Genomic DNA, 20,193 nt, shown 5'->3' with positions numbered 1-20,193 from the left:
CGCGGCCTCGCGCCCCCGGGTCCTACGGGCAGACCACCTCGTCGCCCTTCACCGCGCCGAACCGGCCCGGATCCGGCTCCTCGGCACGCACCCGCTCCACCGCCCGGTAGTCCTCGCCCGCCGTCACCCTCAGCGTGCCGCCCTGCCCCGTGACCGCCTTGAGCTGCGCCCCCGGCAGCGCCGCCGCCAGGGTCTTCGCGGACCGGTCCCAGCGGGGGTCGTACGTCACCAGGGTGTGCTTGAGGTCGCGCTCCGGGGCGGTGAGCGGGGCGCGGGTGGTGTCGAACCCGGTGGCGTGCAGCGCGGCGTCGACGGTGGCGCCGAGCCCGTCCTTCGGCGTCCCGTTGTAGACCTGCACCCGGATTCGCCGGGGGTCCACGTCGACCTTCTTCGCGGGCTCCTGGTGAGGACGGGCCACCGCCAGCGGCCTGTCCTCCCGCAGGGCCTCGAACAGCGCCCGGGACTTCTTCGGGTCCCATTTCACCGTCGAACCGATGCCCTTGACCGGGTAGGCGACGTTGTCCAGCGGGACCGAGGTGAACTCCGACGAGGCGGCGGAGAAGCCCCGCATGGCCTGGCCGAGCTCCAGCATCTGCTCGGTGCCGAAGCCGGTGTCGGCCCGGACCGACTTCAGCATCGTCGAGGCCACCTCGCGGAACCGCACCGGGTTCAGCAGCACCCCGCTGCTCGTCGCCTGCTTGATCAGCGAGGCCATGAACTTCTGCTGGCGCTGCATCCGGCCCAGGTCCGCGGCGCCGTCGATGTGCCGGGAGCGTACGTACTGGAGGGCCTGGCCGCCGTTGAGCTCATGGGTGCCGGGCGCCAGGTCGAGGCCGGTGTAGGAGTCCTTCATCGGGCGGCTGGTGCAGATCTTCACCCCGCCGAGGGTGTCGACGGTCGTCATGAAGCTGGTGAAGTCGACCTCCAGATAGTGGTCGACCTTGACGCCGGTCATCTGCTCGACCGTCCGCACGGTCAGGTTCGGCCCGCCCTCGGCGTAGGCGGCGTTCAGCTTCACCGGATGGGCGGCGTGCTCCTTGCCGCTGGTCCCGTCCCGGTGCGCGGGCAGTTCCGCGTAGCTGTCGCGCGGCAGGCTGACGACGCTCGCGCGCTTCCGGTCCTCGGACAGGTGCACCAGCATCAGCGTGTCCGTGCAGTGACAGGGCGCACCGCCCAGCCGGTACTTCCGCTTCTCCTCCGCGGTGATCCGGTCGCGGCCGTCGGTGCCGACCAGCAGCAGATTCATGCCGTGGCCGCCCGCGGGCCGGTTCTTCATGTCCTTGAAGGGGTCGATCCGGTCGATCCCGTTCTCCAGGTTGGTCACCACGGCATGGCCGATCCCGCCCGCGCCGAGCACCAGCACGGAGAGCCCGGTCGCCACGCGCATGCCCCAGCGCGGCCGCTCGTTCCGCTTCGGCGGGCGCCGGGGGCGCGGCGGGGCCTGGCGCGGCAGGGGCGGACGGGGGGAGCGCCGGGGTGCGGGCATGGGAGGGACCTCCGCTGAAAGAGGGACAATTCGTACGGTAGGTCCATACGATCTCCATCCCGGCAGCCCGGCCGGCGGCGCGCGCCGGTGTCCCCCATTCGCGGTAACGTGGCGGCCGAATCATGCCGCTTGGTGGGGTGAGAGACCCCCGGCGCCCCCGAGGACCATCCGAGGACCACATGTCTGCCGCGCAGCACCCCGCCGTCTCCGTGATCATGCCGGTGCTCAATGAGGAACGTCATCTCAGGAACTCCGTCCGGCACATCCTGGAGCAGGAGTACGCCGGAGAGATGGAGGTGGTGATCGCGCTCGGCCCGTCCACGGACCGCACCGACGCGATCGCCGCCGAGCTGGTCGCGGAGGACCCCCGGGTCCACACCGTGCCCAACCCCACCGGCCGCACCCCCGCCGCGCTCAACGCCGCGATCCAGGCCTCCAGCCACCCGATCGTGGTCCGCGTCGACGGCCACGGCATGCTCTCCCCGAACTACATCGCGACCGCCGTCCGGCTCCTGGAGGAGACCGGCGCGCAGAACGTCGGCGGCATCATGCACGCCGAGGGCGAGAACGCCTGGGAGGACGCCGTCGCCGCCGCGATGACCTCGAAGATCGGCGTCGGCAACGCGGCCTTCCACACCGGCGGCGAGGCCGGTCCCGCCGAGACCGTGTACCTGGGCGTCTTCCGCCGCGAGGCCCTGGAGAAGGCCGGCGGCTACAACGTCGAGTTCATCCGCGCCCAGGACTGGGAGCTGAACTTCCGGATCCGCGAGGCGGGCGGCCTGATCTGGTTCTCGCCCGAGCTGCGCGTGCAGTACCGCCCGCGCCCCTCGGTCCGGGCGCTCGCCAAGCAGTACAAGGACTACGGCCGCTGGCGCCATGTCGTCGCCCGCTACCACTCCGGCTCGATCAACCTGCGCTATCTGGCCCCGCCGACCGCCGTCGTCGCCCTCGCGGCCGGTCTCGTGGTGGGGGCCGCCGTCACGCCCTGGGCGCTGATCGTCCCGGGCGGGTACGCCGCCGCGATCGTCGCCGGATCCCTCCCGGCGGGCAAGGGGCTGTCGCTGAAGGCGCGGGCGCAGATCCCCGTCGCGCTGGCCACCATGCACATGTCCTGGGGCTTCGGCTTCCTGACCAGCCCCCGCTCGCTGGCCAGGAAGGTCATCGCGAGCCGCCGGCCCTCGCTGGGCGAGGCGGGCACCACGGTCGCCTGACCCGCGCGGACACAGGAGAGGGGGCGCCCGGCCGGACCGGGCGCCCCCTCTCGCGCAGCGCGTGCTCCGCTACATCTGGCGGTACGGCCAGTACACGTCCATGCAGTCGTCCGTCTTGGAGCTGTTGCTGGCCTCGGTGCCCTCCAGCGGATCGCTGTCCTCCGCGTCGGCGGCGGGGGCCTTCGGGAACGTGGACCCGGACCGCCAGTCCGAGCCGACGGTGAGGGTCAGCCCGGCCCCGTCCGGCGTCTCCGCCACGGCGCTGGTGGGCAGCCCCAGGGCCTTGGCGACCGAGAGGGCGTCGGCCTTGCCCTGGGCCCCGGCGCTGTGCGGGTAGGTCACCTCGGTCGTCAGCGTCGAACCGGGGTCGGTCGAGGTGTCCGCCTCGGTGAAGCCCTTGGCCTTCAGCAGGTCCCGGACCTGACCGGCCCGGCCCTCGGTGGCGGGCCGGCCGTCCGCGGAGGTGCCGTTGACCACGGTCACGCCCAGCGAGGCGGGCGCACCGGCCTTCGGCCCGGCCGCCGCCTTCTTCTTCGCCTTGGCCCGGTCCTTCGGGTCCAGCGACTCGTCGTCGCGCAGCATCGACCAGAGCTTGTCGGCGGCCCCGGGCTTCGGCAGGACGTGGGCATCCGGGTTCTGGGGGTCGGCGATGCGCGGCATCGTCAGCATGGTCATCTTGTCCAGCGGCACGTTCTTCAGCTGCATGCCGAGGTCGAAGAGCTTCTTGACGGTGCCGATCTCCTCGGAGACCTGGAGCGACTCGACGGCGGTCTCGGCGAGGTTCATCAGCCTGCCCGTGTCGGTGAAGGCGTTCTGGCCCTTCAGCTCGCGCATGACCGAGTTCAGATACATGTGCTGGGCCTTGGAGCGGCCGATGTCGCTCTCGAAGGCGTGCCGGGTGCGCAGCCACTTGAGGGCGGTCTCGCCCTTGATCTTGTGACGGCCCGCGGTCAGTCGCAGATGGGAGCCGCCGGGGACCCCGGGCTTGGACACGTCGTTGACGTTCTGCTTCACACAGACCCAGGCGCCGCCCACGGCGTCCGCCATGTCCACCACACCGGCGAAGTCGACCATGATCCAGTGGTCGATGTAGACCTTGGTGAGCTGCTCCCAGGTGTCCAGGGTGCACCCCGGGCCGCCGCGCAGCGTCTCGTTGATGATGCCGTTGCTGGCCGGGTACTTCTTGTGGGTGTCCGGGTTCTCGCAGGCCGGGATGTTCACCCGGGTGTCGCGCGGGATGCTGATGACGGAGGCGTTCTTCCGGTCGGCCGACACATGGAGCAGCATCTGCACATCGGCCAGCGGGGTGCCCCCGACGCTGCTCTTCGAACCGCCGAGCTTCAGGTTCTCCGCGCTGTTGCGGCTGTCGGAGCCGATCAGCAGGATGTTCAGCGGGGTCTGGCCGTCCGCGTTCGGGGCGGCCTTCTTCGCGCCGCTGTTGCCGGCGCTGCGCTCGCCCTTGCGGAGCTTGCTGTTGAGGTGCTCGTAGTACAGATAACCGGCCGCGCCGGTGCCGAGTATGAGGAAGGCGACCGAGAAGGCGATCCACCGCAGGACGCGGTGCTTCTTCTTCCCGGGGGCGCGGCGGGACCGGCCGCGGCGTCCGCCGTGGCTCCCGGCGCGGTGGCCGCGGCCACCGCCGCCCTCCGCGGAGTCCGACGGTGCGGACCGCTCACCGTCGTTCCCGTCCTCCGCGCCGTACAGCCCGTCGTCCCAGCCGAGTTGGCCGGCGGGACCGACGCGTGGTCGGGTCCCCTCCCCAGGCATACCGCTCCGTCCCACCGGGACCCCCCTGCTGCTCAGACTCGTATGGCGCGGTGACACGGTGTCACTTCGCGCACTCCGCCTTGTCGGCGCTGGCCTTGGGAATGTCGATCTTCGCGGGGGCCTTGATGGGCGTACCCGCCTCCTTGAAGTCCTTCCCCAGCGTCAGCACCATCGGCTGCTTCCCCACGGCGTCCTCGGTGCCCGGCTTCATGGCGGAGCCGGGCAGCCCCATCATCTCGGCGAGCGCACGGGCCTGATCGGCCTGGTTCGGCGCGTACACGAGCGTCGTCTTGTCGATCTTCTGCGGGGCGTTGGCCTTGTTCGTGGACTTCAGCACGCCCTTGTCGTTCTGGAGCCAGGTGACGGTCTGCTGCGCACCGCCGGGCACCTCGCCACCGTTGTAGACGTCGACTCGGACGTCGGCGGCGGGTGCCTTGGTTCCGTTGAGGAGCGCATCCTGCTTGCTCTTGGCCTTCTTCTTCTGCGCGGCCACCTCGGTGAGCGAGGTGTCGTCGCGCATCATCGAGAAGAGCTGCTCCGCCTGGGTCGGATGGGCGACCACGGTGACGGGCTTGGGCTCGTCCGGATTGTCTATCACCGGCATGGTGACGAACGTGATGTTCTTGGTGTCGATCTTGGTGAGTTCCTTGGCCAGCGTCGTCAGCTTCGGCACCGAGTCGATGGCCGAGTCGACCGTGAGGGCCTTGGTCGCCGCGTCCGCCAGCTTGTAGAGCTTCGTCGGGCTGGTCAGCGTGTCGCTCGACTTCATCTGCCGGATCATCGAGCCGATGAACTGCTGCTGGCCCTTGATCCGGTCGAGGTCGCTGCCGTTGGAGTAGGCGTGCCGGGTCCGGACGAAGGCGAGCGCCTCCTCGCCCTGCACGGTGCTCTCGCCCGCCGGCAGGTCGAGCTTGGAGTCCTTGTCCTTGACCGGGTGGGCGAGGCAGATCTTGACGCCGCCGACCGCGGTGGAGAGGGTCTTGACCGCGTTGAAGTCGACCATCATGAAGTGGTCGACCTGGAGGCCGGTCAGCGCCTTGACGGTGTCCATCGTGCAGCCCGGGTCGCGGCCGGCCTCGCCGAGGCTCCGGTTGAACCGGACGTGGTTCAGGCCCGGGATCGTCTTCTCCGAGCCGTCCTCCTGCTTGGACTTGCACTCGGGGATGTCGGTGATGAGGTCGCGCGGGATGCTCATCGCCGTGGCGTTGGTGCGGTCCTCGGAGACGTGGAAGAGGATGTTGGTGTCGGCGTGGCCGACGCTGCCCTTGTCGCCGTAGCCCTCGTTGCCCTTGCCGGTCCGCTTGTCCGTACCGATGATCAATATGTTGAGCGGGGCGTTGGCGGTGATGACCTCCTTGTTGCCCCGGTCACCGATGTCGATGGTGCTGATGTTGCCGTTGAAGTGCTGGTACAGCCAGTAGCCGCCCGCCGAGGCACCCACCAGCAGGAAGGCCATCACGCCGCCGGTCCAGACCAGGACCTTCTTGCGGCGGGTCCGGGGCGCCTTGCGCTTGCGGCGGCCCGGACCCTCACCGGCGGACCCGGCCGGCTCCTGGCCGCGCGGTCCGGCCGCGCGGCGGCCGCCCTGGCGCGGCACCGTGCCCTCGGCGGGCGCGCCGCGCCGCCGGCCCGTCTCGGGACCGCCGTCCGCGGGCGCGGAACGACGGGGAGCCGGAACCCCCGGCGCCCGGGTCGAATCCCCTCCGGAGTGATTCAGTCGCAATTCGTAGTCGCCGGTGTCCGGGTTGAGAACCCATTGGTCTGCGGGATCGAATTCTTCCGCCCGCCCACGGCCTTGTGCATCCACGGTCGCTTGAGTCCTCCGTCGGTGCCACGCGACGCGCCCTCCCCCCGAAAAGGGCGCTCAGTTCTGGTTCCTGAAGTGCGCGGCCAGCTGGCCGGAAGCACCGGATCGCGTCACACTATCCGTCCTGTTCGGTGCGCAGCGACGGGCGTGACACATTCCACGGCCTTTACAACCGGGCATTCTTCCCATTGCGCGCCGAACGTCTATGACTGTTTGGCTATTGCTTTACTGCTTGCACAGGTCGGCCGCCGCATTGTTTCCCGAGTACGTGGGTGTGGGCGACGGTCCCGATGCCTCATCGGCGTCAGCGTTTTTTCCTCCGTCCTCTTTCAGCTGGTCCGCGGGCACCACGGCGACGGGTTCGTCGTCGCGCAGCTGCTTGAAGAGTCTGTCCGCATCGGGCTGTACCAATTCGTCCCGGTTGGCGTCGAGTCGGTACGACTGCCGGGGCACGGTCAGGAACTGGACCCGGTCGGTCGGCACGCTGCGCATCCCGCGCACCAGGTCGTACAGGTCCTTGAGGCTGTCCAGCCCGGGGTCGGTGGTCAGCGCCTTGGTGGCCGCGTCCAGCACCGGGTAGAGCCGGGTGGGGTTGAGCAGGACGCCGTTGCTCTGCACCTTGTTGACCAGGGCGCCGAGGAACTGCTGCTGGCGGTCCATCCGCTCGGTGTCGCTGCCGTTGCCGATGGACTTGCGGGCCCGTACGTAGCCGAGGGCCTGCTCTCCGTTGAGCTTCTGGCGGCCCGCCGGGAGCTTGAGGTGCGCGGAGGAGTCGTCGATCGGCTCCTTGAGGCAGACCTCGACACCGTCCACGGCGTTCACCATGTTCTTGAAGCCGCTGAAGTCGACGACCATGTAGTGGTCGATCCGGATGCCGGTCATCTTCTCGACGGTCCGGATGGTGCAGGCCGTCCCGCCGATCTCGAAGGCCCAGTTGAACTGGGCGAATTGCGGTTTGCTGACGCTCTTGTCCGTCTTATGGCATTCCGGGATGTTCACCATCAGATCGCGCGGCAGCGACATCGCGGTCGCGCTCTTCCGGTCCGCCGCCAGGTGCAGCAGGATCGTGGTGTCCGAACGCTGGCTGCCCCCGTCGTCGCGCCCGTACTTCCGGTTGTCCCCGGCCCGGCTGTCCGAGCCGATCAGCAGGATGTTCTGCGCGTCGTGCACGACCTGGGCCGGGCGCTCCTTCTCGTACGCCTTCAACTCGGCGGCCGCGGAGGTGTCCGTCCGGATGTTGCCGTCCAGTTTCTTGTACAGCCACCAGCCGGTGCCCGCGGCGGCCAGGACGACGAACGAGGCGCCGAGCGCCGTCCACCGCAGCCAGTGCCGCTTCCGCCGCACCGTGAGGGCGACGGCCGCCGGGACGCCGTCCGGGGGCGGGGCGGCGTGCCCCGGGCCGCTGCCCGAGCCGCTGCGCGTCTCACCGCCCGGGGCGTCCGCCGGGGCGGACCGCTCGCCGGAGTCCGGGCCGGGCGCGCCGCCCGCCGCCGGCTGCGCCGCGTCGGGCGTCCGGTCCCCCTTCCCGTCCGGGTCCTCGGGCCCGTCCGGTGTGCCGGCGCTTTCGGTCACGTCTGCGTCCATCCTTCACGTTCGGCAGCGCGTACGGCCGCCGGTCGCACAAGTAGACGGCTGAACCTCACGCTTGGTTGTGCCTTGAGTGGTCCGTACCGCAGATCATGTACCGGAGCTGACGGATCGACGGGAGGGCTCGGCCCACGCTGGTCCGGACGAGTGGTCCTCAGGCCGCTTGTCGTACCGGTGCGTTGACGAACCCGGCCCCGCCGGCGCCGACCGGGGGTCTCACACGCTCAGCGTGACCCGCTCGCTCTCCACCCGCCGGGCCAGCGCCTCCGCGTCCAGCCGGTCCGCGTTCCGGCACAGCACCACGGACCCGCCGGTCGCGAGCGGGGCGAAGAGCCCGGCGCTCAGCCCGTCCCAGCTGTCGTACGCCCGCCCCGACAGCAGCCGGGAACCGGCGTCCAGCCCCAGCGCCGCGCCGTCCCGCCGCGCCCGCTCCACCAGCTCCGCCCCGGTCAGCTCGATCCCGCCCACCGCCAGGGCCGGCGCCCCCGGGTCCACCGGTGCGAACGGGGCGAAGCGGTCGCCCTGCGCCGGCACCTCGACCGCGTAGTCCATGAAGCCCTCCGGGACCTGCGGGAACCGGCCGCCCAGCGGGCGCAGCGCCAGGGCGACCCGCTCCCCGCCGCAGGCCCGCGCCGCCTCCAGGCCCTCCGGCCCGGTCACCACGAGATCGGCGGCGGCCGGGTCCCCCTGCACCTCGGCGACCACGCCGACCGAGGCGCAGGCCAGCAGCCAGACCGCGGACTGCCAGTGCGCCGGGAGCAGCAGCGCGAGCCGGTCGCCCGGCTCCGCGGCGAGGTCGCCCTGGAGCAGGTTCGCCGTCTTGGCCACCCAATTGGCGAAGGTGGCCACCGAGAGTTCGACGCGTTCTCCGGTGGCGTCGTCGTAGAAGGTGACCAAGGGGCGGGCCGGGTCCGCGGCGAGCGCGGAACGCAGCAGGTCGGCAGGGGTGCGGTCGCTGGCGTTCATGGGCGGAAGCGTACGCGGCGGCGGTGGAGGGCCACCGGTGCGGCGGACGCCGGGTACACCGGTTCGGCAGACGGGCCGTCAACTGACCCGGAACATCCCGGTCGCCGGACTCGTCCCCTTGTGCCAAGGATCGTTTGTATGCGTGCCTTCCTTGCATCCGCCATAGGTGTCACCTGCGCGTCGGCCCTCGTGCTGCCGCTCGCCGCGCCCGCGGGCGCCGCCCCCGACACCACCGCCCGTCCGGCCACCGCGTCCGAGCCCGCCGACCCGCCCGGCTCGACCCGCTCCCTGGCCCTGGCCCCCCTGACCGCGCCCTCCTCCCGGTCCGCCGGCGCCGCCGACCCGGGACAGGGGCTGTCGAGACCCCGCGTCCAGCCGTTCTCCCTGGTCGGCGTCGTCTGGGACGACGTGAACACCGAACTCCACGGCACCGCCCAGGTCCGCACCCGCGCCACCGCCACCGGCCGCTGGTCCGGCTGGCAGGGCCTGGAGACCCACAACGCCGAGCACTCGGCCGACGCCGGAACCGCCGAGCGCGACTCCGGCGCCGCCCGGGGATCCACCGCCCCGCTCTGGACCGGCGCCTCCGACGGCGTCGAGGTCCGGGTGGTGCCCGAGACCCCCGCCGCCCGCGGCACGTCCCCCCTGCCGCTCCCCGCCGGACTCCGTCTCGAACTCGTCGACCCCGGCGCCGCGCCCGAGCGGAACACGGCGGCCGGCGCGGACCGCACCACCGCGCTCGGCGCCGCCGCCCTGCCCGCCCTGAGCCGCGCGGCCACGCAGGCGGCCGCCGGATTCGCCCCCGGCGCCAAGCCGTACATCGGCCCCCGCCCCCGCATCATCACCCGCAAGGGCTGGGGCGCCGACGAGAAGCTCCGCGAGAAGGCCTTCGCGTACACCAAGAGCGTCAAGGCCGCCTTCATCCACCACAGCGCCACCGGCAACAACTACACCTGCTCCCAGGCGCCGTCGGTGCTGCGCGGCATCTACCGCTACCACGTCAAGAGCAGCGGCTGGCGCGACATCGGCTACAACTTCGCCGTCGACAAGTGCGGAAACATCTACGAGGGCCGCGCCGGAGGCGTGACGAAGGCCGTCATGGGCGCGCACACCCTCGGCTTCAACACCAACACCATGGGCATCGCCGTGCTCGGGACCTTCACCTCGTCCAACCCGCCCGCCGCGGCCGTCACCGCCGTCGAGAAGCTCACCGCCTGGAAGCTCGGCCTGTTCGGCGCCAACCCCAAGGGCAAGGTGACGCTCGTCTCCGCCGGGAGCAACAAGTACAAGAAGGGCAGGAAGGTCAAACTGAACGTCATCTCCGGACACCGCGACGGTTTCGCAACCGAATGCCCCGGAGCGCGTCTCTACAAGAAGCTCGGCACCGCACGGACCGGATCGGCCCGGCTGCAGGGCCGCTGACGCGAAAGGAGCCGCCCGGCGCCGGACGCGCCGGAGACCTGCTGCGGGCTGCTGACCGAGGACGTCCTTTCCGGTCTGCATACACTGGCCAGCCGAAACCCCGGCCCGGCCCCAGCAGGAAGCAGAGACAGTGCTGTGACAGAGGCAAAAGAAGCGATCCTCCTGGTCGGCGGCAAGGGAACCCGGCTGCGCCCGCTCACGGTGCACACGCCCAAACCCATGGTCCCGGCCGCGGGCGTCCCCTTCCTCACGCACCAGCTGGCGCGTGCCAGGGCCGCCGGGGTCGAGCACATCGTCCTCGCGACGTCGTACCTGGCGGAGGTCTTCGAGCCGTACTTCGGCGACGGCTCGTCGCTGGGCCTCCACATCGAGTACGTCACCGAACGCGACCCGCTCGGCACCGGCGGCGCCCTGCGCAACGTCGCGGAGCGCCTCGTCTCCGGCCCGGACGAACCGGTCCTGATCTTCAACGGCGACATCCTCACCGGCCTCGACATCCGGGCCCTGGCCGCCTGCCACACCGAGTCCGGGGCGGACGTCTCGCTCCATCTGACCCGGGTCGAGGACCCGCGCGCCTTCGGCCTCGTCCCCACCGACGACACCGGCCGGGTGACCGCCTTCCTGGAGAAGCCCCAGACGCCCGAGGAGATCGTCACCGACCAGATCAACGCGGGCGCCTACATCTTCCGCCGCTCGGTCATCGACACCATCCCGGCGGGCCGGCCCGTCTCCGTGGAACGCGAGACCTTCCCCGGACTCCTCGCCGACGGCGCCCACCTCCAGGGCATGGTCGACTCCACGTACTGGCTGGACCTCGGCACCCCGCAGGCGTTCATACGCGGCTCCGCCGACCTGGTCCTCGGCCGCGCCCCCTCCCCGGCCGTCCCCGGCCGCTGCGGCGACCGGCTCGTCCTGCCCACCGCGACCGTCGCCCCCGACGCCAAGCTCTCCGGCGGCACGGTCGTCGGCGACGACGCCGTCATCGGCGCGGGCGCCAGGATCGACGGCTCCACCGTCCTCGCGGGCGCCGTCGTCGAACCGGGCGCCGTGATCACCGACTCCCTCGTCGGCGCCGGGGCCAGGATCGGCAGCCGTACGGTGCTGGCCGGCGCGGTCGTCGGTGACGGCGCCCACGTCGGCGCCGACAACGAACTGCGCGAGGGCGTCCGCGTCTGGTGCGGAGCCCGGCTCCCGGCCGCCTCCCTCCGGTTCTCCTCGGACGAATGACCGGAGCGGTCCACCCGTACGAGGACGGCCCGGCCGGCCTGATTCGGCCGTACCCTCGACTGGCAGCCCCGACTACCGAGGACCTTCACCCGTGGCAGGACGATTCGCCCCCCGCAGCGCCCCGCGCGCGGCCGTCCCGCGCCAGACGGCGACGCCCGTACCGGCGGCGCTGACCCGCGACTGGACCCCGCCCGGCCCGCTCGACCTGCGGCTCGTCCTCGGCCCGCTGCGCCGCGGCCCCGCCGACCCCACGTTCCGGATGTCCGCCGACGGCTCGGTCCGCCGGGCCAGCCGCACCCCGGCGGGCCCCGGCACGCTCCATGTCGTCGCGCGCGAGGGCCGGATCGAGGCGGCGGCCTGGGGGCCCGGCGCGTCCTGGCTGCTGGACCAGCTGCCCACGCTGCTCGGCGCGGGCGACACCCCGGAGGACTTCACCCCGCGCCACCGGCTGATCGCCGCCGTCCACCACCGCCGCCCGGGATTGCGCCTGCTGCGCACCGGCCTGGTGCTGGAGTCCCTGATCCCCTCGGTCCTGGAGCAGAAGGTCACCACGGACGAGGCCTACCGCGCCTGGCGGCTGCTGGTCCGCACCTACGGGGAGCCGGCCCCCGGCCCCCAGGAGTACGGCCTCTATGTGATGCCCGACGCCCGCACCTGGTCCCTGATCCCCTCCTGGGAGTGGCACCGCGCGGGCGTCGACAGCAAGCGCTCGGCGACCATCCTGCGCGCGGTCCGGGTGGCCCGCCGCATGGAGGAGGCGGCGGCCATGGACCTGCCCGACGCCCTCACCCGCCTCCAGGCCGTCCCCGGCATCGGCCCCTGGACGGCCGCCGAAACCCTGCAGCGCACCAACGGCGCCGCCGACGCCGTCACCGTCGGCGACCTCCACCTCCCCGGCATCGTCGGCCACGCCCTGGCCGGCGACCGCGACGCCGACGACGAGGCCATGCTCACCCTCCTCGCCCCCTACGAGGGCCAGCGCCACCGCGCGACCCGCCTCATCCTGCTCTCCGGCCACACCCCGCCCCGCCACGCGCCCCGGATGACTCCGCGCAACATCGCGCCGTTGTAGCGGGGCGCGGCGGCGGGCCTCACCGCACCGTGACGAAGTCCTCCGGGTCCCGCCCCGTGCGCGGGGCCGGGGTCTCGGACGGGTGGCCGATCGCGACGGCGCCGAGGGGGTCCCAGGAGGCGGGGAGTCCGAGGACGTCGCGGACGACGTCGCGGCAGAACATGGTGGAGGAGACCCAGGCGGAGCCGAGCCGTTCGCCGGCGAGGGCGACCAGGAAGTTCTGGATGCCGGCGCCGGCGGCGACCACGAACATCTCGCGCTCGGCGGTGTCCCGGCGGGGATCGCCGTAGGTGTGGGAGCCGTCCGTCACCATGCAGGGCACCACCAGGTAGGGGGCCCGGCGCAGGACGTCGCCGCGGCGGACGCGCTTGGCGATGGAGTCCTCGCTCTTGCCGTCCCGCCGCAGATCGGCGGTCCAGGCGTCCCGCATCGCGTCCAGGAGCCGGGTCCGCGAGGCGGCCGACTCCAGCAGGACGAAGCGCCAGGGCGTCGTGTGGTGCGGCGCGGGGGCCGTCACCGCGGCGGCCACGGCCCGGCGCACCGCCCCGGGGTCCACGGGGTCGCCGGTGAAGGAGCGCACCGTGCGCCGCTGGGTCACCGCCTCGCGGACCGCCTCGGACGTGCCGAGCCGGAACATGTCGTCGGCCGCGACCCGCACCATGGCCCGCGCGCCCTCGGCGTCGTCCGGGTCCAGCACCTGGCCGAGCCCGCGCACCACCGCGACGGGCAGCCCCTCGGCCTTGCCCTTGACCAGGTCACCGGCGGCGGCCAGTTCGTCGGCGGTGGCGACGACCGTGGCGGAGAGCGGATTGCCGTACGCGTCGGTGCCGCCGCGCAGATCGTCGAGGACCCGCACCCCGGCGGCCCCGATCGCCACGTCGGTGAGTCCGTTGCGCCACGGCCGCCCGAAGGTGTCCGTGACGACGACGCCCACCTCGACGCCGAGGACGTCCCGCAGCCCCCGGCGGATCGCCCGCGCGGAGGCGTCGGGGTCCTCGGGCAGCAGCAGCACCGTGCCGGCGGGGGTGTTCGACGCGTCGACCCCGGCGGCGGCCATCACCAGGCCCTGCCGGTTCTCCACGATCCGCAGCGGTCCGCGCCGGGCCACCACCCGTACCGTCTCCGCGTCTATGGCCGCCTCCCGGTCGGCGGCCTCCATGATCCGGCCCTCCGCCTTGGAGACGATCTTGGAGGTGACGAGCAGCACGTCGCCGTCGGCCAGCCCCGGCTCGGTGGCGGCGATCAGCTTCGCCAGATCGTCCCCCGCCCGCACCTCCGGCAGCCCCGGCAGCGCCCACACCCGGTAGGAGGGCGCGCCCTCCCCGGCGGCGCTCACGCGCGCACCTCCTCGGCGAGGGCCAGCGCCTGCCGGGCCATCTCGGCGGTGGTGGGCACATCGGTCATCATCAGCGGGACGGCGCGGCAGCGGATGCCCGCGGCCTCCACCTCGTCCACCGCGCCCGCGTCGACCGTGTCGACGAGCCAGCCGTCGAGGAGCCCGGAGCCGTAGTGCACGGCGACCGCGGCCGCCGTCGACTCGACGCCCACCGCGGCGAGGACCTTGTCGGCCATGCCGCGCACCGGGGCGTCGCCGACGATGGGGGAGAGCCCGACGACCGGCACCCCGGCCTCGGCGACGGCCTCGCGGATCCCGGGCACGGCCAGGATCGTCCCGATGGAGACGACGGGGTTGGACGGCGGGAAGAGGATGACGTCGGCCCCCGCGAGCGCCTCCAGCACCCCGGGCGCGGGCTTGGCCTGTTCGGCGCCGACGGGCACGATCGCCCGCGCGGGGACCGAGGCGCGCATCTTCACCCAGTACTCCTGGAAGTGCACGGCCCGGCTCTCGCCGTCGGCGTCGACGGCCACATGCGTCTCGACCCGGTCGTCGGACATCGGCAGCAGCCGCACGCCCGGCTGCCAGCGGGCGCAGAGCGCCTCGGTGACGGCGCTGAGCGGATAGCCCGCGCCGAGCATCTGCGTACGGACGATGTGGGTGGCGAAGTCGCGGTCGCCGAGGCCGAACCACTCGGGGCCGACGCCGTAGGCCGCGAGCTCCTCCTTGACGTGGAAGCTCTCGTCGGTGCGGCCCCAGCCCTGCTCCTCGTTGATGCCACCGCCCAGGGTGTACATCACGGTGTCGAGGTCGGGGCAGACCTTGAGGCCGAACAGATGGATGTCGTCACCGGTGTTGCCGATCACCGTGATGTCCGCGTCCGGCGCGGCCTCCTTGAGGCCACGAAGAAAACGAGCACCACCGATACCGCCGGCCAGAACCACAATGCGCATGGAAACAGTCTGTCAGGCGGAGCCCGGTCGTTGGGGAGGGGTCTCAGGCCGGGGTCGGTGCGGGGGCCGCGGCGCACCGGGTGGCGTGCATCGGCATGTCGGTCAGGCCCGGGTAGTAGATGTGCAGGCTGACGGCGGGTTCGAGGGAGTCGTTGACCACCTCGTGGACGTAGCCGGGGGCGAAGACGCGCTGGGCGCCGGCGGCCAGGGTCCGCTTGCCGCGGTCCGTACGCTCGGTCAGTTCGCCGTCCAGCACGGTCAGTACGCCCGAGGAGGGGCCGTGGTCGTGCAGTCCGCTGCCCTGGCCGGGGACCCAGCTGAGCAGCCAGACCTCGTAGCCGGGTCCGGTGCGCAGCCGGTGGTACCAGCGGGTGGTGGTGTCGTAGCGGACGAGCGGCGCCCAGGCGGCGCGGTCGGCGGCGACGGTACGGGCGAGTCCGACGAATTCCGCGACGGTGGCGGGGTGTTCGCGGGCGGGGCGCAGGAGGTGGGGGACCTCGAGGAGGTCGCCGGCGATCTGGAGGTCGCTGTCGCTGTTCATGGGTGCGGTGGTTCCTCGGCAGGTGGCGCGGGTGCGGTGCAGGGGTGTCGCGAGGACCGCGGGACCGGGTGACCACAGGGGCCGTCAGGCCACGGGGGAACGGGTCCGGGGGTCCGGGATGAGCGGGATACGGCTGGAGCGCGCGGGCTTCAACAGCCGAGACAGCTGGAACAGCAACAGCGGGCCTGGACAGCGCTGCGGAACCCACGGACGTGGGTGGCGCGCATCGCTGAGGTCACTGGCATGCCATCAAGGAGAGCGGGGAGGGGCGGCACCTGTCAACCCAATGCCCGATTTGGCGGTAATGTTTCACCTCATCCGGTTACTCCATCCGGAGAAAGGTTTATGCAGACGCGGGGCCGGAGATGTGGCGCAACAGCCGTGCCCTCAAACGCCGCCGCCCGTGATCCGACTGTGATCTTGATCGCTTCGGTGACCGAATCGCAACGTGTCCGCCCCCGGGGGAGTTCCTTCCAGTGGCAGGTTCGGGGGTGAAGGGGGCTATGGCATATGTCAGGTTTTTGGTGATTTGCACACTTTCTGCGTACGCTTGGTTCCGCAGAGTGAATACGGGGCCCAATAGCAGATGCGGGCTTGACTCGCCCAGAGCTACATACCTGTAATTTCACCCGTGTCGTTCGGCCGATTCGATCACGGCCGCATCACGGGGACGCAAGAGACAGACGAGGGGCGCACATGACCGAGCTGTTCCAGCAACTGCTGGTCGAGGACGCGGACGAGGAACTCGGCTGGCAGGAGCGCGCACTGTGCGCCCAGACCGACCCCGAGTCCTTCTTTCCCGAGAAGGGCGGGTCGACCCGCGAGGCGAAGAAGGTCTGTCTCGCCTGCGAGGTCCGCTCCGAATGCCTGGAGTACGCCCTCTCCAACGACGAGCGTTTCGGCATCTGGGGCGGTCTCTCCGAGCGCGAGAGGCGCCGCCTGAAGAAGGCCGCCGTCTGACGCGGCCCCGCCGCTCCCGGCCGGGAGCCGACCACGTCCCGGCCCGATGGTTTCCGGCCACGGCCCGCCGCCTGCACCCAGCCCGCAGGCGGCGGGCCGTCGTCGTGTCCGGGCGCACCGCGCTCCGTACCACCGACCCCGTTCCCCGCTCCCGCGCCACCCCGGTTATCCGTACCGTTAGTGTGGGGCCCCGTCCGAGACGCGCCAACGACCCGACAGAGCGCGCGTGTACACCGAAGCAGCCCCCGGGGGGACGCCCCCCGGACCCGGCCGGAGGGCCCGTACCTCGATGTCCGTGCACAGCCAATCGGCGGCGCCGTACGCGGCCGCCACCGCCCCCGAGTTCCCCCGGCATGTCGTCACCGCCGTGCTCGTCTCCCACGACGGCGCACGCTGGCTGCCCGACGCGCTCGCCGGACTCCTCGGGCAGGAACGCCCCGTACAGAACGTCGTCGCCGCCGACACCGGCAGCGCCGACGACTCCGCGCGCCTGGTCACCGAGGCGCTCGGCGCCGACCGCGTCCTGCACCTCGCGCGGCGTACGAGCTTCGGCACCGCCGTCGACGAGGCGAGCCGCACCGCCGGCGTCCTCACCCCGGACGACCTGCCCTATCTGAAGCGGCCCAGCGGCTGGGACCCGGTCACCCGGACCTGGCGCGACGACGCCTACGACCTGCCCGAACTGCCGCACGGCGAACCGGTGCAGTGGCTCTGGCTGCTCCACGACGACTGCGCGCCCGAGCCGGACGCCCTCGCCGAGATGCTGCGCGTCGTCGACGAGGACCCGCACGCCGCGATCGTCGGCCCCAAGCTCCGCGGCTGGTACGACCGCCGCCAGCTGCTGGAGGTCGGCGTCTCGATCGCCAACAGCGGCCGCCGCTGGACCGGACTGGACCGGCGCGAACAGGACCAGGGCCAGCACGACCAGGTCCGCACCGTCCTCTCCGTCTCCACCGCCGGCATGCTGATCCGCCGGGACGTCTGGGAGGAACTCGGCGGCTTCGACCGCAGGCTCCCCCTGATGCGCGACGACGTCGACCTGTGCTGGCGCGCCCACCGGGCCGGACACCGGGTGCTCGTCGCCCCCGACGCCGTCCTGCGGCACGCCGAGGCCTCCGCCCGCGAACGCCGCCCCATCGACTGCGCCGGCCGCTCCGTGGCCAACCCGCACCGCGTCGACAAGGCCGGCGCCGTCTACACCATGCTGGTGAACACCCCCGGCAAGCGGCTGCCCTGGGTCCTGCTCCGGCTCGTCCTCGGCACCCTGCTGCGCACCCTGGCCTACCTCGTCGGCAAGGTGCCCGGCCAGGCGCTCGACGAGGTCACCGGCCTCCTCGGCACCCTGCTGCGCCCCGGCCGCATCCTCGGAGCCCGCCGCAGCCGCGGCAAGGGCGCCGTCGACCAGGCCGAACTGCGCGGACTCTTCCCCGCCCCCGGCGCCACCGTCCGCGCGACCGTCGAACAGGTCGCCGGGAACCTCGGCGGCGGCTCCGACGCCGACACCGGCGGCTCCCGGCACGGCGCCGTCGAGTCCGGACCGGGCGGCGACGACGCCGACTACCTGGAGATCGACCAGTTCGCCCGGCTGAAGAGGATCGGCCGCAAGCCCGGCCCGGTCCTCTTCGCCGTGCTCCTCCTCGTCTCGCTCGTCGCCTGCCGCGGCCTGCTCGGCGGCGGCGCCCTGGCCGGCGGCGCCCTGCTGCCCGCCCCCGCCGACGTCTCCGACCTCTGGGGCCGCTACGCCGACGGCTGGCACACCATCGGCACCGGCGGCACCCAGACCGCACCGCCCTATCTGGCCGTGCTCTCGGCGCTCTCCGCGCTCTTCCTCGGCTCCACCGGCTTCGCGCTCACCCTGCTGCTCGTCTGCTCGGTCCCGCTCGCCGGACTCACCGCCTACTTCGTCTCCCGCCCGCTGCTGCCCTCACGGCTCCTGCGGGCCTGGGCGAGCATCGCGTACGCCTTCCTGCCCGCCGCCACCGGCGCCCTCGCGACCGGCAGGCTGGGCACCGCCGTCCTGGCGGTCCTGCTCCCGCTGATCGCCCGCACCGCCGTCTCCGCGCACGGCATGCGCGCCACCGGCGACGCCCGCGGCAGCTGGCGCGCCACCTGGGCGTACACCCTGCTGCTCACCCTCGCGATGGCGTTCACGCCGATCGTCTGGCCGCTCGCCGTGGTGCTCGGCCTCGGGGTCCTGGCGCTGCGCCGCAACGACCTCACCGCCTACGCGCTGCGCTTCGTCGCGGCCGTCGGCACCCCGCTGCTCGTCCTCGCCCCCTGGTCGCTCTCGCTGCTCGGCAGCCCCTCGTCCTTCCTGAAGGAAGCGGGCCTGGAGACCGGTTCGGGCGAGGCCTCCGCCCTGGATCTGCTGGGCATCAGCCCCGGCGGTCCCAAGGCGGCCGGCGGGGTCCTCCTCCTCGGCATCGTGCTGGCCGCCCTGGCCGCACTGCTGCGCTCCGAGCGCCGCTTCGCCGTACGGACCGCCTGGGCCGCCGCCCTGGTGGGGCTCGTCTTCGCCGCCCTGGCCAACGGCTCCGGCTGGGCCGGACCGGCCACCCTCGTCTACGGCGCCGCGCTCATCGCCGCCGCGCTGGTCGGCGCGGACGGCGCCCGGGTCCGCGTCGCCGAGCAGAGCTTCGGCTGGCGCCAGCCGGTCGCCGCCCTGATCGCGCTGGCCGCCGCGGCCGCCCCGGTGCTCGCCGCCGCCGGCTGGATGATCGGCGGCGCGGCCGGACCGCTGGAGCGCCGCGACCCGGTCCAGGTGCCCGCCTTCGTCGCCGAGGAGTCCGGCACCCGCGACCAACCGCGCACCCTGGTGCTCGGCGGAACCTCGTCGGACCTGGTCGAGTACACCCTGGTCCGCGGCTCCGGCGCCCGCCTCGGCGACGCCGAACTGGCCGAGTCCGGCGGCGGCAACGGCCACCTCGACAAGGTCGTCGCCAATCTGGTGGCCGGCTCCGGTGCCGACCAGGGCAGCCAGCTCAGCGGCTTCGCGATCCGGTACGTCCTCGTGCGCGACGGCGCCCCGAAGCAGATGAGCCGGGTGCTCGACGCCACCCCTGGCCTCAGCCGGCTGAGCCAGCTGGACGGCAGCGCCCTGTGGCGGGTGGACCGCCGCCAGGTCGCCCGCGTCATGATCGTTCCGTCCGCCGCGGCCGACGAGCCGCTGCCGGTCGAATCGGGCCCCGTCGAGGTGCACACCAAGATCCCCGCGGGCGCCGAGGGCCGGACCCTGCGCATCGCCGAGGCCGCCGACCCCGGCTGGCAGGCCACGCTCGACGGCCGGGCGCTCGACCGCAAGACCGTCGACGGCTGGGCCCAGGGCTTCGCGCTGCCCGCCGAGGGGGGCGCCCTGTCCCTCACGTACGAGACCCCGCTGACCCACCGGGCGTGGATCTGGGCCCAGATCTCGCTCGCGGTCGTCCTCGTGGTCATGGCCCTGCCCGGCCGGCGCCGCGAGATCGACGACGACCTGCCCGACGCGGACCTCGCGGTCCCGGCCGAGCCGGTCGCCGGGGAGGGCCGCCGGGCCCGCAGGCTCCGCGCCGCCGCCCTGGCGGAGGGCGAGCCGGACGGCGGGTCCCCGGACGGCGCCGGCGACGGCCGTCCGGGCCCGGCGGGCGCCGACGGCATGCCCATGGGCGCCCCGGCACCCGACGAGGACGACGACCCGGGCGTCTTCGTCCCCCGGCAGGCCGAGGGCGACACCGGTGCGTACGCGACGCTGCCGCCGCAGGGCGAGGGTGACACCGGCCAGTACGGGACGCTGCCGCCGCAGGGCGAGGGTGACACCGGCCAGTACGGGACGCTGCCGCCGCAGGGCGAGGGTGACACCGGCCAGTACGGGACGCTGCCGCC

Annotated in this window: 14 protein-coding genes; 6 read left to right on the top strand and 8 right to left on the bottom strand. The window is 72.9% G+C overall.

Annotated features, from left to right (window positions below; genetic code table 11):
* Positions 1 to 22 precede the first annotated feature (22 nt).
* The gene (locus ACZ4FH_RS15190; RefSeq protein WP_467304956.1) at positions 23 to 1,486 is read right to left on the bottom strand and encodes an LCP family protein; all 1,464 of its coding nucleotides are present in this window, start codon (positions 1,484 to 1,486) and stop codon (positions 23 to 25) included.
* A 179-nt stretch (positions 1,487 to 1,665) separates the two neighbouring features.
* Between ACZ4FH_RS15190 and ACZ4FH_RS15185 the strand changes: the two genes are divergently transcribed.
* Positions 1,666 to 2,697, top strand: coding sequence for a glycosyltransferase family 2 protein (locus tag ACZ4FH_RS15185; protein ID WP_467304954.1), 1,032 nt, complete (start codon positions 1,666 to 1,668; stop codon positions 2,695 to 2,697).
* Positions 2,698 to 2,766: 69 nt separating this feature from the next.
* Here ACZ4FH_RS15185 and ACZ4FH_RS15180 read toward each other — a convergent pair whose 3' ends face one another.
* The 4 genes from ACZ4FH_RS15180 to ACZ4FH_RS15165 form a co-directional block, all read right to left on the bottom strand.
* Positions 2,767 to 4,464, bottom strand: a complete 1,698-nt coding sequence (locus tag ACZ4FH_RS15180; RefSeq protein WP_467304952.1) for an LCP family protein — start codon at positions 4,462 to 4,464, stop codon at positions 2,767 to 2,769.
* Between the two features lie 61 nt (positions 4,465 to 4,525).
* Entirely contained in the window at positions 4,526 to 6,271 is a 1,746-nt protein-coding gene (locus ACZ4FH_RS15175; RefSeq protein WP_467304951.1) for an LCP family protein, read from the bottom strand.
* 225 nt (positions 6,272 to 6,496) lie between these two features.
* On the bottom strand, positions 6,497 to 7,843 hold the full coding sequence (locus ACZ4FH_RS15170) for an LCP family protein (RefSeq protein ID WP_467304950.1): 1,347 nt from the start codon (positions 7,841 to 7,843) through the stop codon (positions 6,497 to 6,499).
* 231 nt (positions 7,844 to 8,074) lie between these two features.
* On the bottom strand, positions 8,075 to 8,824 hold the full coding sequence (locus ACZ4FH_RS15165) for a TIGR03089 family protein (RefSeq protein WP_467304948.1): 750 nt from the start codon (positions 8,822 to 8,824) through the stop codon (positions 8,075 to 8,077).
* Between the two features lie 138 nt (positions 8,825 to 8,962).
* Here ACZ4FH_RS15165 and ACZ4FH_RS15160 point away from each other — a divergent pair, with 138 nt between their 5' ends.
* The 3 genes from ACZ4FH_RS15160 to ACZ4FH_RS15150 all read left to right on the top strand — a co-directional run bounded on the left by ACZ4FH_RS15160 (position 8,963) and on the right by ACZ4FH_RS15150 (position 12,545).
* Positions 8,963 to 10,246 carry a peptidoglycan recognition protein family protein gene (locus tag ACZ4FH_RS15160; RefSeq protein ID WP_467304946.1) on the top strand — a complete coding sequence of 428 codons (1,284 nt, stop codon included), beginning with the start codon at positions 8,963 to 8,965 and terminating at the stop codon, positions 10,244 to 10,246.
* 135 nt (positions 10,247 to 10,381) lie between these two features.
* Complete coding sequence (gene manB / locus ACZ4FH_RS15155) at positions 10,382 to 11,473, top strand: mannose-1-phosphate guanylyltransferase (RefSeq protein WP_467304945.1); 1,092 nt, start codon at positions 10,382 to 10,384, stop codon at positions 11,471 to 11,473.
* A 91-nt stretch (positions 11,474 to 11,564) separates the two neighbouring features.
* On the top strand, positions 11,565 to 12,545 hold the full coding sequence (locus tag ACZ4FH_RS15150) for a DNA-3-methyladenine glycosylase family protein (RefSeq protein WP_467304943.1): 981 nt from the start codon (positions 11,565 to 11,567) through the stop codon (positions 12,543 to 12,545).
* Between the two features lie 19 nt (positions 12,546 to 12,564).
* Here the strand turns inward: ACZ4FH_RS15150 and ACZ4FH_RS15145 are convergent, their stop codons facing one another.
* Genes ACZ4FH_RS15145 through ACZ4FH_RS15135 form a run of 3 tightly spaced genes read right to left on the bottom strand, consistent with a single transcriptional unit; the run spans position 12,565 to position 15,375 of the window.
* A complete protein-coding gene (locus ACZ4FH_RS15145) occupies positions 12,565 to 13,881 on the bottom strand; it encodes a coenzyme F420-0:L-glutamate ligase (RefSeq protein ID WP_467304941.1) in 1,317 nt (438 codons plus the stop codon).
* Entirely contained in the window at positions 13,878 to 14,834 is a 957-nt protein-coding gene (gene cofD / locus ACZ4FH_RS15140; RefSeq protein ID WP_467304940.1) for a 2-phospho-L-lactate transferase, read from the bottom strand. Before cofD ends, ACZ4FH_RS15145 begins: the two co-directional genes overlap by 4 nt.
* A gap of 43 nt (positions 14,835 to 14,877) precedes the next feature.
* Positions 14,878 to 15,375, bottom strand: a complete 498-nt coding sequence (locus tag ACZ4FH_RS15135; RefSeq protein ID WP_467304938.1) for a cysteine dioxygenase — start codon at positions 15,373 to 15,375, stop codon at positions 14,878 to 14,880.
* Positions 15,376 to 16,071: 696 nt separating this feature from the next.
* Here ACZ4FH_RS15135 and ACZ4FH_RS15130 point away from each other — a divergent pair.
* Entirely contained in the window at positions 16,072 to 16,335 is a 264-nt protein-coding gene (locus tag ACZ4FH_RS15130; protein ID WP_030927001.1) for a WhiB family transcriptional regulator, read from the top strand.
* A gap of 289 nt (positions 16,336 to 16,624) precedes the next feature.
* The coding region (locus ACZ4FH_RS15125) for a glycosyltransferase family 2 protein (RefSeq protein WP_467304937.1) at positions 16,625 to 20,193 on the top strand (3,569 nt) is incomplete at its 3' end.

The organism is Streptomyces sp. NPDC024555, assembly GCF_055559335.1.
The sequence above is the reverse complement of the archived record's forward strand: the minus strand, read 5'-3'. Positions and strand labels throughout refer to the sequence as shown.